General features: G+C 71.5%; 16 protein-coding genes. 8 read left to right on the top strand and 8 right to left on the bottom strand.

The window, feature by feature from the left end; genetic code table 11:
* Positions 1–60 precede the first annotated feature (60 nt).
* The gene (locus ACWCSV_RS03815; protein WP_266702929.1) at positions 61–339 is read right to left on the bottom strand and encodes a GlsB/YeaQ/YmgE family stress response membrane protein; all 279 of its coding nucleotides are present in this window, start codon (positions 337–339) and stop codon (positions 61–63) included.
* Between the two features lie 201 nt (positions 340–540).
* Between ACWCSV_RS03815 and ACWCSV_RS03810 the strand changes: the two genes are divergently transcribed.
* Entirely contained in the window at positions 541–963 is a 423-nt protein-coding gene (locus ACWCSV_RS03810; protein WP_451138215.1) for a DUF3099 domain-containing protein, read from the top strand.
* Positions 964–1,185: 222 nt separating this feature from the next.
* On the top strand, positions 1,186–1,431 hold the full coding sequence (locus ACWCSV_RS03805) for a hypothetical protein (RefSeq protein WP_451138214.1): 246 nt from the start codon (positions 1,186–1,188) through the stop codon (positions 1,429–1,431).
* 58 nt (positions 1,432–1,489) lie between these two features.
* On the opposite strand, the gene moaA is transcribed toward ACWCSV_RS03805, so the two are convergent.
* The 3 genes from moaA to ACWCSV_RS03790 form a co-directional block, all read right to left on the bottom strand.
* Complete coding sequence (gene moaA, locus ACWCSV_RS03800; RefSeq protein ID WP_451138213.1) at positions 1,490–2,479, bottom strand: GTP 3',8-cyclase MoaA; 990 nt, start codon at positions 2,477–2,479, stop codon at positions 1,490–1,492.
* A gap of 263 nt (positions 2,480–2,742) precedes the next feature.
* Positions 2,743–4,386, bottom strand: coding sequence for a solute symporter family protein (locus ACWCSV_RS03795; protein ID WP_451138212.1), 1,644 nt, complete (start codon positions 4,384–4,386; stop codon positions 2,743–2,745).
* Positions 4,383–4,748 carry a DUF485 domain-containing protein gene (locus ACWCSV_RS03790; protein WP_451138211.1) on the bottom strand — a complete coding sequence of 122 codons (366 nt, stop codon included), beginning with the start codon at positions 4,746–4,748 and terminating at the stop codon, positions 4,383–4,385. The genes ACWCSV_RS03795 and ACWCSV_RS03790 overlap by 4 nt, the downstream gene beginning before the upstream one ends.
* A gap of 306 nt (positions 4,749–5,054) precedes the next feature.
* Here ACWCSV_RS03790 and ACWCSV_RS03785 point away from each other — a divergent pair, with 306 nt between their 5' ends.
* Positions 5,055–6,578: a S8 family peptidase gene (locus ACWCSV_RS03785; RefSeq protein ID WP_451138210.1), complete on the top strand. Its 1,524-nt coding sequence runs from the start codon at positions 5,055–5,057 to the stop codon at positions 6,576–6,578.
* Positions 6,579–6,641: 63 nt separating this feature from the next.
* Here the strand turns inward: ACWCSV_RS03785 and ACWCSV_RS03780 are convergent, their stop codons facing one another.
* From ACWCSV_RS03780 to ACWCSV_RS03765, 4 genes are all read right to left on the bottom strand, one after another.
* Positions 6,642–7,685, bottom strand: a complete 1,044-nt coding sequence (locus ACWCSV_RS03780) for a zinc-dependent alcohol dehydrogenase family protein (RefSeq protein WP_451138252.1) — start codon at positions 7,683–7,685, stop codon at positions 6,642–6,644.
* 19 nt (positions 7,686–7,704) lie between these two features.
* Complete coding sequence (locus ACWCSV_RS03775) at positions 7,705–8,412, bottom strand: lysoplasmalogenase (RefSeq protein ID WP_451138209.1); 708 nt, start codon at positions 8,410–8,412, stop codon at positions 7,705–7,707.
* Entirely contained in the window at positions 8,409–9,311 is a 903-nt protein-coding gene (locus ACWCSV_RS03770) for a sterol desaturase family protein (protein WP_451138208.1), read from the bottom strand. Before ACWCSV_RS03770 ends, ACWCSV_RS03775 begins: the two co-directional genes overlap by 4 nt.
* A gap of 114 nt (positions 9,312–9,425) precedes the next feature.
* The gene (locus ACWCSV_RS03765; protein ID WP_451138207.1) at positions 9,426–10,169 is read right to left on the bottom strand and encodes a VIT1/CCC1 transporter family protein; all 744 of its coding nucleotides are present in this window, start codon (positions 10,167–10,169) and stop codon (positions 9,426–9,428) included.
* An 84-nt stretch (positions 10,170–10,253) separates the two neighbouring features.
* On the opposite strand from ACWCSV_RS03765, the gene ACWCSV_RS03760 reads away from it, so the two are divergent.
* The 5 genes from ACWCSV_RS03760 (at position 10,254) to ACWCSV_RS03740 (ending at position 15,035) form a co-directional block, all read left to right on the top strand.
* Positions 10,254–11,228 carry a DEDDh family exonuclease gene (locus ACWCSV_RS03760; protein WP_451138206.1) on the top strand — a complete coding sequence of 325 codons (975 nt, stop codon included), beginning with the start codon at positions 10,254–10,256 and terminating at the stop codon, positions 11,226–11,228.
* Positions 11,229–11,292: 64 nt separating this feature from the next.
* Entirely contained in the window at positions 11,293–11,526 is a 234-nt protein-coding gene (locus ACWCSV_RS03755) for a hypothetical protein (RefSeq protein WP_136320436.1), read from the top strand.
* Between the two features lie 60 nt (positions 11,527–11,586).
* Positions 11,587–12,396 carry an SURF1 family cytochrome oxidase biogenesis protein gene (locus tag ACWCSV_RS03750; protein ID WP_451138205.1) on the top strand — a complete coding sequence of 270 codons (810 nt, stop codon included), beginning with the start codon at positions 11,587–11,589 and terminating at the stop codon, positions 12,394–12,396.
* A gap of 85 nt (positions 12,397–12,481) precedes the next feature.
* Entirely contained in the window at positions 12,482–14,275 is a 1,794-nt protein-coding gene (locus ACWCSV_RS03745) for a glycoside hydrolase family 15 protein (protein ID WP_451138204.1), read from the top strand.
* 4 nt (positions 14,276–14,279) lie between these two features.
* Positions 14,280–15,035: an SDR family oxidoreductase gene (locus ACWCSV_RS03740; protein ID WP_451138203.1), complete on the top strand. Its 756-nt coding sequence runs from the start codon at positions 14,280–14,282 to the stop codon at positions 15,033–15,035.
* Positions 15,036–15,045: the final 10 nt, after the last annotated feature.

Raw genomic sequence — 15,045 nt, 5'->3', positions numbered from 1 at the left:
ACGGCGGAGGCCGGGCGCGCGTCCCGCGTGCCCGGCCTCCGCCGTGTGTGCTGTCCGGAATCAGGTTCTCTGTTTGCCGTGTCCCCGGATCGACTGCCAGACCACGTCGCCGACACCGACCACCGCCACCGCGCCGATCAACTGGAGCACGTGCCGGATCCAGTCGATGCCCTTGGTGTCCTCGACGCCGATCCAGGCCGCGACGGCGTTCCCGAGGATGCTGCCGATGATGCCGAACACGGTCGTCAGCCAGAGCGGGATGTCCTGCTTGCCCGGAAGGATCGCCTTCGCGATCAGACCCAGCACCAGGCCCACGATGATCGCCCACAACCAGCTCATACCGCCTCCTCGAACTGCGCATCATGCGCATATCGGCTCAAGTGTCGTGTGCGGATGCTTCCCCCGCATGTCGGGCGGTGCCGTACGGGTACCAGGAGGGCGCGACCGGCCCACCCGGTCTCGATCGCGGGGCGGGCCGGGCGTACCTTGAGAACGGTCCGGTCCTGGGTGTCCGGCACACAGCGAGCAGGCGGTGGAGACATGATGGGCAAGCGCAGCGACGCGGAGGTCTTCCGGATCACCGGGGCCCGGCAGGGGCTGGCCGACGACGTGCGCGGCCGGCAGCGCCGGTACGTGATCTCGATGTCCGTGCGGACGGTGTCGGTGATCCTCGCCGCGGTCCTGTGGAACGTCGAGCGGCACATCTCGATCGTGGCGCTGGCCCTGGGCCTGCTGCTGCCGTACGTGGCGGTGGTCATCGCCAACGCGGGCCGGGAGAACACCCCTTCGCTGCCGTCCACCTTCGTGCCGGCACCCGTGCTGCCGGCCCTGGAGTCGGGCGCCGGAGCGGGAACGGGAGCCGGAACGGATGCGGGGCGCGCCTTCGAGGACCGCGCCGGAACCGGTACGGACACGGCTGCGGGGACGGACGGTCGCACCCGGTATCCGCACGGGCACGGATGAGTTTCACCAGCGGGCAGAACCCAAGAAAACCGCGACTCAATCGTGGAGTTCAGGTGCATCCCGACAGGGCGTGCGTGACATACTCCTTTATGCGCTCCGCATCCCCCGTCGGAGCGAGAGACCGACGCCGAGCAGCTCCCCCCGTGGCTGCTCGGCGTCGTTTTTTCCCGCCCTCCGGACGCGCGCGGAGGCGGCCCCACCGGCTGTTTTAGGGTGGAGGCCGTGAACTTCCCCCTGACTTCCGCCGAGAGCGGCACCGGTACCCCCATCTGCTCCGCCAAGGGCTGCCGCGCGGACGCGGTGTGGGTGCTCGCCTGGAACAACCCCAGGCTGCACACCCCGGAGCGCCGCAAGACCTGGCTGGCCTGCGAGGAGCACCGCGAGCACCTGTCGCAGTTCCTGGGGGTACGGGGGTTCCTGAAGGACGTCGTGGCGCTGGCCGACTGGGAGGACCCGGCCGGGGGCTGATCCCACGGCCGAGGCCTGATCCCGCCGCGCGCGGGCGGCCCCGGGGCGGTACGCGCCGTCAGCCGCCGATCGAGGACATCGGGCGGTCGGGCTGGAGGAAGGACGGGTCGTCCAGGCCCGATCCCGCCTTCTTCCCCCACATCGCGACGCGCCAGAGCCGGGCGATCTCCTCGTCCGGTGCGCCGGAGCGCAGCGCGGTCCGCAGGTCGGTCTCCTCGCGGGCGAAGAGGCAGGTGCGGACCTGCCCGTCGGCGGTGAGCCGGGTGCGGTCGCAGGCCCGGCAGAACGGGCGGGTCACCGAGGCGATGACCCCGACGCGGTGCGGGCCGCCGTCCACGGTCCAGCGTTCGGCGGGGGCGGAGCCGCGGGCGCCGTCGTCCTCGGCGGTGAGTGTGAAGCGGGTGCGCAGCGAGGCGAGGATGTCACCGGCGGTGATCATGCCGTCGCGCTTCCAGCCGTGCTGGGCGTCGAGGGGCATCTGCTCGATGAAGCGGAGCTCGTAGCCGTGGGCGACCGCCCAGGCGAGCAGGTCGGGGGCCTCGTCGTCGTTGAGTCCCGGCATGAGCACGGAGTTGACCTTGACGGGGGTGAGGCCCGCCTCGTGCGCGGCGGTGAGCCCGTCGAGCACGTCCCCGTGCCGGTCGCGGCGGGTCAGGGTCTTGAAGACGTCGGGCCGCAGGGTGTCCAGGGAGACGTTGACCCGGTCGAGCCCGGCGGCCTGGAGGGCGGCGGCGGTGCGCTTGAGCCCGATGCCGTTGGTGGTGAGGGACATCCGGGGGCGGGGGGTCAGCGCGGCGCACTGCTCGACGATGCCCACCAGTCCCGGGCGGAGCAGGGGCTCGCCGCCGGTGAAGCGGACCTCGGTGATGCCGAGCTGTCCGACGGCGATCCGGACGAGCCGGACGATCTCCTCGTCGCTGAGCAGTTCGCTCTTGCCGAGCCACTGGAGGCCCTCTTCGGGCATGCAGTAGGTGCAGCGGAGGTTGCATTTGTCGGTCAGGGAGACACGCAGGTCGGTGGCGACCCGGTCGTAGGTGTCGATGAGCATGTGCGCCCCTCCCCCGATGGCGTTCACGGCGTGTCCGTGATGCGGTCCTGGCTCTTCTTCTCTTCCGAGACTACGCGAGCCGGGCGGCCGGACCCCGCGCACGGTGGTGGCGCACACCGTGGTTCCGCGCGGTGTGGCTCCACGGCCTGCGCCGGTCACACCGTGAGGACTCTACGGCGTGACCGGCGCGGTGGACGTGCTCGATCCGTACGCTTGTGTGAACTTCCTTGCGTGCGGGGTGCCGGGCGGGAGCCCGGACGCGCTCAGTGCGCGGCGACGCCGGTGAGGGACTTGACCTCCAGCTCGGCGTACTTGCCCTTGTCGGGCTCCTCCTTGGAGAGCAGGGTGCCGACGAGGCCGAGCAGGAAGCCCAGCGGGATGGAGATGAGGCCGGGGTTCTCCAGCGGGAACCAGGCGAAGTCGACGTCCGGGAACATCGAGGTCGGCTTGGAGGAGACGACCGGCGAGAAGAGCACCAGCAGGACGGAGGAGGCGAGTCCTCCGTAGATGGACCAGAGGGCGCCCTGGGTGGTGAACCGCTTCCAGAAGAGGCTGTAGAGGATCGTCGGCAGGTTGGCGGAGGCGGCGACGGCGAAGGCCAGGGCGACCAGTCCGGCCACGTTGAGGTCGCGGGCCATGGCGCCGAGGCCGATGGAGACGATGCCGATGGCGACGGTGGCCCACTTGGCGGCGCGGACCTCCTCCTTCTCGGTCGCCTTCCCCTTGCGGATGACGTTGGCGTAGATGTCGTGGGCGAAGGACGAGGAGGACGCCAGGGTGAGTCCGGCGACCACGGCGAGGATGGTGGCGAAGGCGACGGCGGAGATCACCGCGAGCAGTACGGCGCCGCCGGTGGAGCCGGAGCCGCCGCCGATCTCCAGGGCGGCCAGCGGGGCCGCGGTGTTGCCCGCCTTGTTGGAGGCGATGATGTCGTCCGGCTTGAGCAGCGCGGCCGCGCCGAAGCCGAGCACGATCGTCATCAGGTAGAAGGCGCCGATGATGCCGATGGCCCAGTTGACGGACTTACGGGCCGCCTTGGCGGTGGGCACGGTGTAGAAGCGGATCAGGATGTGCGGCAGTCCGGCGGTGCCGAGGACCAGGGCGATGCCGAGGGAGAGGAAGTCCAGCTTCGAGGTGCCGGTGGCGCCGTACTTGAGGCCGGGCTCCAGGAAGGCGGAGCCCTTGCCGCTGTTGGTGGCGGCGGTGCCCAGCAGGTCCGAGATGTTGAAGTGGAACTTCAGCAGGATCAGGAAAGTGATGAGCAGGGTGCCCGCGATGAGCAGGACGGCCTTGACCATCTGCACCCAGGTGGTGCCCTTCATCCCGCCGATGGTGACGTAGACGATCATGAGCAGGCCGACCAGGGCGACGATCGCGATCTTTCCGCCGTCGCTGGTGATGCCGAGGAGCAGTGAGACGAGAACGCCGGCCCCGGCCATCTGGGCCAGCAGGTAGAAGATCGAGACGACGATGGTGGAGACGCCCGCGGCGGTGCGTACGGGGCGCTGCCGCATGCGGTAGGCGAGGACGTCGCCCATCGTGTAGCGGCCGGAGTTGCGCAGGGGTTCGGCGACCAGGAGCAGGGCGACGAGCCAGGCGACGAGGAAGCCGATGGAGTAGAGGAAGCCGTCGTAGCCGAAGAGCGCGATGGCTCCGGCGATGCCGAGGAAGGACGCGGCGGACATGTAGTCGCCGGAGACGGCGAGCCCGTTCTGGAAGCCGGTGAACTGGCGTCCGCCCGCGTAGAAGTCGGCGGCGCTCTTGGTCTGGCGGCCGGCCCACACCGTGATGAAGAGGGTCGCGACCACGAAGACCGCGAAGAGGGTGATGATCAGCGTCCGGTGGTCGCTCGCGCCTTCGGCGGCGGCGAGCTGGACGGCGGGGTGCGCGACCTGGGCGGCGCTCATGCGTCGGCCTCCATACGGGACTTGATGGCCGCCGCCTTCGGGTCGAGCTTGGTGGCGGCGTGGCGGGAGTAGAACCACGCGATGAGGAAGGTCGTGGCGAACTGGGCGAGCCCGAGGACGAGCGCGACGTTGATGTTGCCGGCGACCTTGGTTCCCATGAAGTCGCCCGCGTAGTTGCAGAGCAGGACGTAGACCAGGTACCAGGTGACGAAGGCGACGGTCAGCGGGAAGGCGAACGACCGGTGCGAGCGGCGCAGTTCGGCGAATTCCGCGCTTCCCTGGACCTCCAGGTAGGCCTCGGTGGTGGGCTGGTCCGGACTGGTGTCCGTACTGCGCTCGGGCGGCGGTGCATCGGTAGCCACGGATTCTCCTCGCGACGCGGGGGCGGTGATGGGCGACGTGATCGGTTTCATGGGGAACCTCCGCTGGAATCGGTCGTGCGACTCCCCTGACAACGGCACGTGCGCCGCGACGAAGCGGTTCACTCCCGCTTTCGGCCGTCGGGGATGACGTGAAAGCACCCCGAACGGCCCGCGTAGATCACCCTTCGAACTCGTTTGCCTCAATTCATTGATGCGTGGCGATGATCGACGCTAACTTCACTGGTCATGTACCCGACCAGACACGCAAGGTGTCCGGCCGGCTGATACGGATGATGTGGAGAACCCATGGCTCATCTGGCATCCAGGCGCGTACGTGCACTCGCGCTGCCCGTAGGAATCGCGCTCACCGCTTCCCTCGGCTTCCTTCCCGCCACCACCGCCTCGGCCGCGTCGGCACCGGCCGTGTCGCAGGACGGCCCGAAGCTCAGTTACGTCGTGAACACCGAAGGCAGTCACAAGACCGTCGAGCAGGTCGAGAAGGCCATCGCGAAGGCCGGCGGCACGATCGTCGTCGCGTACGACCAGATCGGCGTCATCGTCGTCCACTCGCAGAACCCGGCGTTCGCGGAGACCATCCGCAAGGTGCGCGGTGTCGAATCGGCCGGCGCCACCCGCACCAACCCGATCGTCCCGCAGGCGACGACCGACGTGGGCGCGGCGGCGCAGCCGCTCTCCGCGGCGGAGGCGGCCGGCGCTGCCGAGGGCGCGAGCGCGTCGCAGGACCCGCTGGAGCCCTTGCAGTGGGACCTGCCCGCCATGAAGGCGGACAAGGCGCATGAGATCACCCTCGGCAGCAGGAGCGTCACGGCGGCCGTGATCGACACCGGCGTCGACGACACCCACCCGGACCTGGCGCCCAACTTCGACGCGGCGGCCTCCGCCAACTGCGTCTCCGGCGCCCCCGACACCACGCCGGGGTCCTGGCGCCCCGCCGCGGGTGAGAGCGACCACGGCACCCACGTCGCCGGCACCATCGCCGCCGCGAAGAACGGCATCGGGGTCACGGGCGTCGCCCCGGGCGTGAAGGTCGCCGGGATCAAGGTCGCGACCACGGACGGGTTCTTCTACACGGAGGCCGTCGTCTGCGGCTTCGTCTGGGCCGCCGAGCACGGCGTCGACGTGACGAACAACAGCTATTACACCGACCCGTGGCTCTACAACTGCAAGAACGACCCCGACCAGGGCGCCCTGGTCGAGGCGCTCGGCCGGGCCACCCGTTACGCCGAGGGCAAGGGTGTCGTGAACGTCGCGGCGGCCGGCAACTCCGCCGAGGACCTGGCGGCCAAGTCGATCGAGGACTCGACGAGCCCCAACGACACCGTCACCGAGGACCGGGTCATCGACCCGCGCACCTGCCTCGACATCCCGTCGATGCTGCCGGGCGTGGTGACCGTCTCCGCCACGGGGGCGAAGGGCCTCAAGTCGTCGTACTCGAACTACGGTTACGGCGTGGTCGACGTGGCCGCCCCGGGCGGTGACTCGACGATCTACCAGAAGCCCGAGGCCCCGGCCACCAGCGGCCTCATCCTCTCGACGCTGCCGGGCGGCCAGTACGGCTACAAGGCCGGTACGTCGATGGCGACCCCGCACGTCGTGGGTGTCGTGGCCCTGATCGAGTCGAAGCACCCGCACGCCTCGCCCGCCGCGGTGAAGGCGCTGCTGGCCCTGGAGGCCGACGCCACCGCGTGCGGAGCCCCGTACGACATCGACAGCGACGGCACCGTCGACGCGGTCTGCAAGGGCGGCAAGGCGTACAACGGCTTCTACGGAGCCGGTAACGTGGACGCGCTGGACGCGGTCCGCTACTAGGAACGCGGAGCTGGAGGGGCCCGGAGCGCGTCGTCGCTCCGGGCCCCTCCGGCGTCCGTTCCCCTACGGCTTGACGAGGACCTTCAGCGCGGTGCGCTCGTCCATCGCCTTGTATCCGGCGGGCACCTCGTCCAGGCCGACCGCCAGGTCGAAGACCGGCGAGGGGTCGATGGTGCCGTCCAGCACGTCCGGGAGCAGCTCGGGGATGTACGCGCGCACCGGGGCGACCCCGCCGCGCAGGGCGACGTTGCGGTTGAACATGTCGCCGAGGTCCAGGCCGGTGCCGCTGCCGTGCGGGACGCCGACGTAGCCGACCGCGCCTCCGTCACGGGCGATCCCGAACGCGGTCCGCATGGACTGCTCGGTGCCGACCGCCTCGATGACGCTGTGCGCCCCGGCTCCGCCGGTCAGCTCGCGTACGGCGGCCACGGCCTCCTCGCCCCGCGCCGCGACGACGTCCGTGGCGCCGAAGGCGCGGGCTATGTCGGTACGGGCGGTGTGGCGGCCCAGCGCGATGATCCGGTCGGCGCCGAGCCGCTTGGCCGCCATGACGCCGCAGAGGCCGACCGCGCCGTCGCCGACGACCGCGACGGTGGAACCGGGCTTCACCCCGGCGCCCACGGCGGCGTGGTGGCCGGTGCCGAGCACGTCGGAGAGGGCCAGCAGCGCGGTGAGCAGCCGGTCGTCGGAGGCGGCCTCGGCCGGAAGCTTGACGAGGGTGCCGTCGGCGAAGGGGACCCGGACGGCCTCGCCCTGGCCGCCGTCGGAGCCCTCGGAGCCCCAGAACCCGCCCTGCGGGCAGGAGGTGTGGAGGCCGTCGGCACAGTAGGCGCAGGTGCCGTCCGACCAGACGAAGGGGGCGACGACGAGGTCGCCGGCGGCGAAGCCGGTGACGTCGGAGCCGGCCTGCTCCACGATGCCGAGGAACTCGTGTCCGATGCGCTGGCCGGGCTTGCGGGCGGACTCGCCCCGATAGGCCCACAGGTCGCTGCCGCAGATGCAGGCGCGCAGTACCCGGACCACCACGTCGGTGGGCTGCTGGACGACCGGGTCCGGCACTTCCTCCACCCGGATGTCGTGCGGGGCGTGGATGACGGTGGCGCGCATGTGGGGGTCCTCGCTGGTTTCAGGCGGTTTCAACCTTTCCACGGTACGCCCTGGCCCGCGTGGCGCTCCGGATACCCCCGAGCGCTCCGGTGGTCAGCAGGAGCTGGGCGGCGAGATAGGTGAGCATGACGAGGAAGTCGTGGCCGGGCGGCTGCGGCCAGCCGGCGACCCCGGTGGCGATCAGTGAGTCGGAGAGCAGGAAGAGCGCCCCGCCCGCGGCGGCGTACCGGCCGAGGGCGCCGGAGCGCCAGGCCATGGTGGCGAGCAGCAGGCTGTACCCGGCCATCGGCAGGCGCATCCCGGCCTGCAGGTCGCCCCACATCGCCACCAGGACGGCGGCGAGCACGACCGCGTAGGCGCCGCCCGCCGCCCGCGAGGCGGGCGCCCGGCCGAAGAGCCGGAGGTAGCAGAGGTGTCCGGCGGCGAAGGAGCCCATGCCGAGGAGGAAGGCGGTGTCGTGGTCCACCATCAGGGCCACGTCGCCGCCCCATCCGAGGAGCAGTGCGGCGATCAGCCACCGGGGCCCGCCCCGGACGGCGGCGTACGCGGCGAGCAGCGGCATCAGCAACGGCTTGGCGAGGAGGTGGACGGTGTCCGCCCCGGCCAGCAGCCCGCCCAGGTCGGCGGCCGACACCACGAGGTACCCGGCGAGCAGCAGGGGCGCGATCCGGCCGGCCCGTGCGTGACGGGTCCAGCCCCCGGAGCCGGCTGTCGCGCGGCCGGTCATCCGGTGGTCCCGGCGACCGGCGGGTGCTGCGGGGCCGGGGCGGTGGTGGCGGCGCTGGTGGAGGTTCCGGCCGGCTGCCAGCCGGGGCCGCGGAAGACCCGTCCGGCGCGCTCGCTCCAGCTCGTCGCCGCGCGGACGTCCCGGGCGATCGCCACGTACTCGTGGGTGGCGACGCGCAGCGGGTTGTGGGTGGCGATGTTCTTGGTGAGGCCGTAGACGGGCCGTTCGCTCTCCTCGGTGAACGATCCGAAGGCCCGGTCCCAGAGGATCAGGATGCCGCCGAAGTTCCGGTCCAGGTAGCCGCCCTGGGAGGCGTGGTGCACGCGGTGGTGGGAGGGCGTGTTGAGGACGTACTCGAACGGCCGGGGGAGTTTCCCGACGCGTTCGGTGTGCACCCAGAACTGGTAGACGAGGTTGGCCGACTGGCAGAAGGCGAGCGCGGCCGGGTGCACTCCGCAGGCGACCAGCGGCAGGTAGAAGGGCCAGACGGTCGCGGAGGTCCAGGGCTGGCGCAGTGCGGTGGTGAGGTTGAACTTCCGGCTGGAGTGGTGGACCACGTGGCAGGCCCACAGCAGGCGGACGACGTGGTGGCCCCGGTGGGACCAGTAGTAGAAGAAGTCCTGGGCGAGCAGCATCAGCGGGACCGTCCACCACAGGACGGGGACCCGCAGCGGGGTGAGTTCGTACAGCGCCGTGTAGAGCGCGACGACCGGGATCTTCCACAGCAGGTCGAAGCCGAGGGAGCCGAGCCCCATGGTCACGCTGGTCGCCGCGTCCCTGGCGTCGTACCCGGCGGCGTCCTCGTCGGGGTGGAAGCGGTAGCTGATCATCTCGACGACGGTGAGCAGGATGAAGGCCGGCAGGGACCACAGCACGACATCGGGCAGGTTCGGCTCCATGCGATGAACCGTAGGGCCGCCGGAGGGTGGCGGAACAGACGTTGTTACCACCAAGTAAGCAGGATCAACCACCCCCGATATTTGGTGAGTTCCTCCAACACGGCCGTCCCGGGTTCACACCCCCGCCATCCCCAGCAGCGTCCCCGCGGCGTAGGTGACCCCCATTGCCACCGCTCCCCCGCCGGCGTTGCGCAGCACCGCCGGGGCCACCGGCGCGTCGCCCAGGCGGGCGCTCCACCAGCCGGTCGCCGTGAGGGCGACGAGCACCGAGACCACGGTCACCAGCAGCCGGTACGAGGACGGGGGCAGCACGATGGCGAGCAGCGGCAGCAGCGCACCGGCCGTGAACGCGAGGAAGCTGGCGCCCGCCGCGTGCCAGGGGTTGGTGAGCTCGTCCGGGTCGATGCCGAGCTCCACCTCGGCGTGGGCGCGCAGCGCGTCGCGTTCGGTGAGCTGGAGGGCGGCCTCGCGCGCGACCTCGCGGCTGAGGCCCTTCCCCTCCAGGAGGCCGGTCAGCTCGACGAGTTCCGCCTCGGGTTCTTCCTTCAGTTCGCGGCGCTCGGTGGCGAGGGCGGCCTTCTCGGAGTCGCGCTGGGTGGAGACGGAGACGTACTCACCGGCTGCCATGGACATCGATCCGGCGAGCAGTCCGGCGAGTCCCGCCGTGAGGAGCGCGCTCCGGTCGCCCGTGGCGCCCGCCACACCGACGACGAGCCCGGCGGTGGAGACCACCCCGTCGTTGGCGCCGAGGACGGCGGCCCGCAGCCAGTTCAACCGGGTGGAGAGGCCCCCGTCGTGGGGCTCGTCGTGCTCGTCTCGGGCCTGGGTCTCCGTCACCTCCGGATCGTCCCACCGCATGCGGCGCGGGTGGGAGGACCCGTACCGCATCGGTGTCCGGGAGGCGGCCGAATAGGGGACTGTCGGTCGGGGCCCGTATTCTCTGTGACCATGCTCGACGACCGTCAGACCGCAGCGCCGTGGCCGGCCGCGTATCCCCAGGGGTACGCGGTCGTCGACGTGGAGACCACCGGCCTCGCCCGCGACGACCGGATAATCTCCGCCGCCGTCTACCGCGTGGACGCCCGGGGCGAGATCGAGGACCACTGGTACACGCTGGTCAACCCGGAGCGCGACCCCGGGCCGGTGTGGATCCACGGCCTGACCTCCGAGATGCTCGAAGGCGCCCCGCTCTTCACGGAGATCGCCGCACGGTTCTCGGAGTACCTCGCCGGCCGGGTGCTGGTCGCCCACAACGCCGCGTTCGACTGGTCGATGATCGCCCGGGAGTACGCCCGCGCCTCCGCGGTCGCCCCGGTCGAGCACCGGCTCTGCACCATCGCGCTCGCCAAGGAGCTCCGGCTGCCGCTGCCCAACCACAAGCTGTCCTCGCTGGCCTCGCACTTCGGAGTGGTGCAGGAGCACGCGCACCACGCGCTGGACGACGCCCGGGTGCTGGCCGAGGCGTTCCGGCCGAGCCTGCGGGCGGCGGCGCGGGACGGGGTCCGGCTGCCGCTGCTGGAGTGCCGGCCGCTGACCGAGTGGTCGGACTCGCCGGTGCGCCCGAAGATCGGCCACCAGTCGTCGTACGGGCAGAACAGCTGGCGCCCCGCGCGGAAGCGGCCGGCCTGCCCGTACCCCAACCCGGGGCGCTACAGCCCGGACCGGCCGTTGAAGCAGGGCATGCGGGTGGCGTTCTCCGGGGACACCTCGGTCGACCGTGAGTTGCTGGAGGACCGTGCGGTGGAGGCCGGACTCCACGTGGCGACGAGTGTGTCGCGGCTCACCAGCCTGCTGGTGACCAACGACCCGGACTCCGCGACCTCGAAGACGGTCAAGGCGAAGTCGTTCGGTACGCCGGTGGTGGACGAGGCGGCCTTCACCCATCTGCTGCGGGACGTGGCACCGGCATCGGAGTGAACCGGCGGCGACTCGCCCGCCGGCCGCTCGCCCACCGCTCGCCCGCTCGCCCACCCTGTGGCGCATGGCACGTTGTGAGGTTTGCGGAAACGACTACGGGATGTCCTTCGAGGTGCACGCGCAGGGCGCGGTGCACGTCTTCGACTGCTTCGCCTGCGCCATCCACCGCATGGCGCCGATCTGTGAGCACTGCCGTGTGCAGGTGATCGGGCAGGGCGTCGAGGTGGACGGCCACTGGTTCTGCGGCGGCCACTGCGCCCGCGCCGAGGGGAAGGCGGGCATCGTGGACAAAGTGTGACGGGCCCGACGGACCACCCCACCGTGAGGCACCCCATGACCCCGGTTGTACGGTCATGGGGTGTACCGCTTCCTGTTGACCCGGCAGTGGGTGCTCGTCACCCTCCTCGTCCTCGTCCTGATCCCGACCATGGTCGAGCTGGGCTTCTGGCAGCTGCACCGCCACCAGCACAAGGTCGCGCAGAACGCCCTGATCGCGCGGAACCTCGCGGCCGCTCCGGAGCCGGTACAGCGGCTCACCTCGCCCGGCCACACCGTGCCCCGCGCGGACTACTGGCGCACGGTCAGCGCCCGCGGCACCTTCGACACCGCCCATGAGGTCGTGGTGCGCCGCCGCACGTCCGACGACGGCCGGATCGGGGTGCACGTCCTCACCCCGCTGAACCTCGACGGCGGCGGCACCGTGATGGTGAACCGCGGCTGGGTCGAGTCCGCCGCCGACCAGGCGGCCTTTCCCGACGTGCCGGCCGCCCCGAAGGGCGATGTCACCGTCACCGGGCGCCTGATGGCGGACGAGACGACGGGCACCAGCGGCATCAAGGACCTCAAGGGACTGCCGGACCGCCAGGTGATGCTGATCAACAGCTCCCAGCAGTCCGCGCTGCTCTCCCGCCCGGTCCTCGGCGGCTACATCGAGATGACCGCGCCCGAGGCAGCGGGGAACTCGCCCGAGCAGATCGCCACCCCCGACCACGACTCCATCGGCCCGCACATGGCGTACGCCGTGCAGTGGTGGCTGTTCGCCGCCGCCGTCCCGGTGGGCTGGACGGTCCTGGCGCGCCGCGAGAAGCAGGACCGGGCCGAGGCGGCGGCGAAGGCGGCCGCCGAGGCCGCGGGCGGCGCCGGGGAGCCGGAGCCCGCGCACGCGTAGAGCACGCGGCAGGCGAGCCGGGGCCGTGCGCACCCGGCCGGTCCGGCCTGCTTAGCAACCGCCCCATTCGGGAAAACGCAACTGCGTGACTCAACGTATCGAGGACTACGCCCTCATCGGCGATCTCCAGACGGCCGCACTGGTCGGCAGAAACGGTTCCGTCGACTGGCTCTGCCTGCCCCGCTTCGACTCGGGCGCCTGCTTCGCGGCACTGCTGGGCGACGAGGACAACGGACACTGGCGGATCGCGCCCGAAGGCACCGCCGCCTCCGACACCTGCACCCGCCGCGGCTACGCCGGTGACTCGCTCGTCCTGGAGACGTACTGGGAGACCCCCACCGGCACCGTCAAGGTCATCGACTTCATGCCGATGCGTGACAAGTCGCCCGACGTGATGCGGATCGTCGAGGGGGTCAGCGGGAGCGTCGAGATGAGCTCGGTGCTGCGGCTCCGCTTCGACTTCGGCTCCATCGTGCCGTGGATGCGCCGCTCGCACGGCCACCGGGTGGCGGTCGCGGGGCCGGACTCGGTCTGGCTGCGCAGCGATCCGCCGGTCAAGACGTGGGGGGAGCAGTTCAGTACGTGCTCCTCCTTCACCGTCGCCGAGGGCGAGCAGGTGGCCTTCGTCCTGACGTGGCACCCCTCGCACTCGCCGCGCCCGAAGCTGATCGACCCGTACAAGGCGCTCAAGCACACCCTGAAGGACTGGGCGAAGTGGGCGGAGACCTGCACGTACCAGGGGAAGCACCGGGACGCGGTGCTGCGGTCGCTGATCACGCTGAAGGCGCTGACGTACCGGCCGACCGGCGGGATCGTGGCGGCTCCGACCACCTCGCTGCCCGAGGAGATCGCCGGCGTACGGAACTGGGACTACCGGTACTGCTGGCTGCGGGACGCCACGCTGACCCTCGGCGCGCTGCTCGCGGTCGGGTATCTGGACGAGGCGGCGGCCTGGCGGGACTGGCTGCTGCGCGCCGTCGCCGGCGACCCGGCCGACCTCCAGATCATGTACGGGCTGGCCGGTGAGCGCCGGCTGCCCGAGACGGAGCTGCCCTGGCTGGCCGGGTACGAGAACTCCCGGCCGGTCCGCACCGGCAACGCGGCGGTCCGCCAGCTCCAGCTCGACGTCTACGGCGAGGTCATCGACTCCCTCCGCCTCGCCCGGGACGCGGGTCTGACCGACAAGCCGCACGCCTGGAACCTCCAGCTCAGCCTGCTCGGCTTCCTCGAGTCCACCTGGCGCGAGCCGGACGAGGGCCTGTGGGAGATCCGGGGCGAGCGGCAGCACTTCGTCCACTCGAAGGTGATGGCCTGGGTCGCGGCGGACCGGGCGGTGACCTCCCTGGAGTCCGACCCCTCGCTGCCGGGCGACCCGGACCGCTGGCGCGCGATGCGCGACGCGGTGCACGCCGAGGTGTGCGAGAAGGGGTACGACCCCGTGCGGAACACCTTCACCCAGTCGTACGGGTCGAAGGCGCTGGACGCGGCGACGCTGCTCATGGTCCGCACCGGTTTCCTGCCGCCGGACGACCCCCGGATCGTCGGTACGGTCGACGCGATCCGCGCGGAGCTGGGCAGCGACGGCCTGGTCCGCCGCTACAGCACCGAGGGGGCGTCGGTCGACGGGCTGCCGGGCGAGGAAGGGGCCTTCATCGTCTGCACGTTCTGGCTCGCGGACGCGCTGCTGCGGACCGGGCGGACCGCCGAGGCCGAGGAGATCTTCGAGCGGCTGCTGGAACTCCGCAACGACGTGGGTCTGCTGGCCGAGGAGTACGACACGGTGGCCGGTCGTCAGCTCGGGAACTACCCGCAGGCGTTCAGCCACATCGGGCTGGTGAACACGGCGGTGGCCCTGGCCGGGGAGGAGGCGGCAGGATAGGGCCATGGATCTTGGACTGAAGGACCGCGTCTACGTCGTCACCGGGGCCAGCCGGGGGCTGGGCAACGCCGCGGCGACCGCCCTGGCGGCGGACGGCGCGAAGGTACTCATCACCGGCCGTGACGAGAAGAGCGTCACGGCCGCCGCAGCCGAGCTCGGACCGGACGCCCTCGGCGTCGCGGCCGACAACGGCGACCCGACGGCCGCCCGGATGATGCTGAACACCGCGAAGGAGCGGTTCGGGCGGCTCGACGGGGTGCTGATCAGCGTCGGCGGACCGCCGCCCGGCACCGCCGCCTCCAACACCGACGAGCAGTGGCAGTCGGCCTTCGAGTCGGTCTTCCTCGGCGCGGTGCGCCTGGCCCGCGCGGCGGCGGCCGAACTCGGCGAGGGCGGGGTCATCGGCTTCGTGCTCTCCGGATCGGTCCACGAGCCGATCCCCGGCCTGACCATCTCCAACGGGCTGCGCCCGGGGCTGGCCGGTTTCGCGAAGTCCCTGGCGAACGAGCTCGGGCCGCGCGGCATCCGGGTGATCGGGCTGCTGCCCTCGCGGATCGACACCGACCGGGTGCGCGAGCTCGACGCGCTCTCGGGCGACGCCGACGCGGCCCGTACCGCGAGCGAGGCCGGCATCCCGCTGCGCCGGTACGGCACGCCCGAGGAGTTCGGGAAGACCGCGGCCTTCCTGCTCTCCCCCGCCGCGTCCTATCTGACCGGCATCATGCTGCCGGTGGACGGTGGTACCCGGCACGGGTTCTGAGCCCGGGCCG

The organism is Streptomyces sp. NPDC001770, assembly GCF_053596135.1.
The sequence above is the reverse complement of the archived record's forward strand: the minus strand, read 5'-3'. Positions and strand labels throughout refer to the sequence as shown.

Bases quoted from the DNA above. Each gene is read 5' to 3' on its own strand.
- ACWCSV_RS03775 (WP_451138209.1), bottom strand. From the start codon at position 8,412: ATGACCGGCCGCGCGACAGCCGGCTCCGGGGGCTGGACCCGTCACGCA.
- ACWCSV_RS03765 (WP_451138207.1), bottom strand. From the start codon at position 10,169: ATGCGGTGGGACGATCCGGAGGTGACGGAGACCCAGGCCCGAGACGAG.
- ACWCSV_RS03795 (WP_451138212.1), bottom strand. From the start codon at position 4,386: ATGAGCGCCGCCCAGGTCGCGCACCCCGCCGTCCAGCTCGCCGCCGCC.
- ACWCSV_RS03740 (WP_451138203.1), top strand. From the start codon at position 14,280: ATGGATCTTGGACTGAAGGACCGCGTCTACGTCGTCACCGGGGCCAGC.
- ACWCSV_RS03815 (WP_266702929.1), bottom strand. From the start codon at position 339: ATGAGCTGGTTGTGGGCGATCATCGTGGGCCTGGTGCTGGGTCTGATC.
- ACWCSV_RS03780 (WP_451138252.1), bottom strand. From the start codon at position 7,685: ATGCGCGCCACCGTCATCCACGCCCCGCACGACATCCGGGTGGAGGAA.
- moaA (WP_451138213.1), bottom strand. From the start codon at position 2,479: ATGCTCATCGACACCTACGACCGGGTCGCCACCGACCTGCGTGTCTCC.
- ACWCSV_RS03810 (WP_451138215.1), top strand. From the start codon at position 541: ATGATGGGCAAGCGCAGCGACGCGGAGGTCTTCCGGATCACCGGGGCC.
- ACWCSV_RS03770 (WP_451138208.1), bottom strand. From the start codon at position 9,311: ATGGAGCCGAACCTGCCCGATGTCGTGCTGTGGTCCCTGCCGGCCTTC.
- ACWCSV_RS03785 (WP_451138210.1), top strand. From the start codon at position 5,055: ATGGCTCATCTGGCATCCAGGCGCGTACGTGCACTCGCGCTGCCCGTA.
- ACWCSV_RS03755 (WP_136320436.1), top strand. From the start codon at position 11,293: ATGGCACGTTGTGAGGTTTGCGGAAACGACTACGGGATGTCCTTCGAG.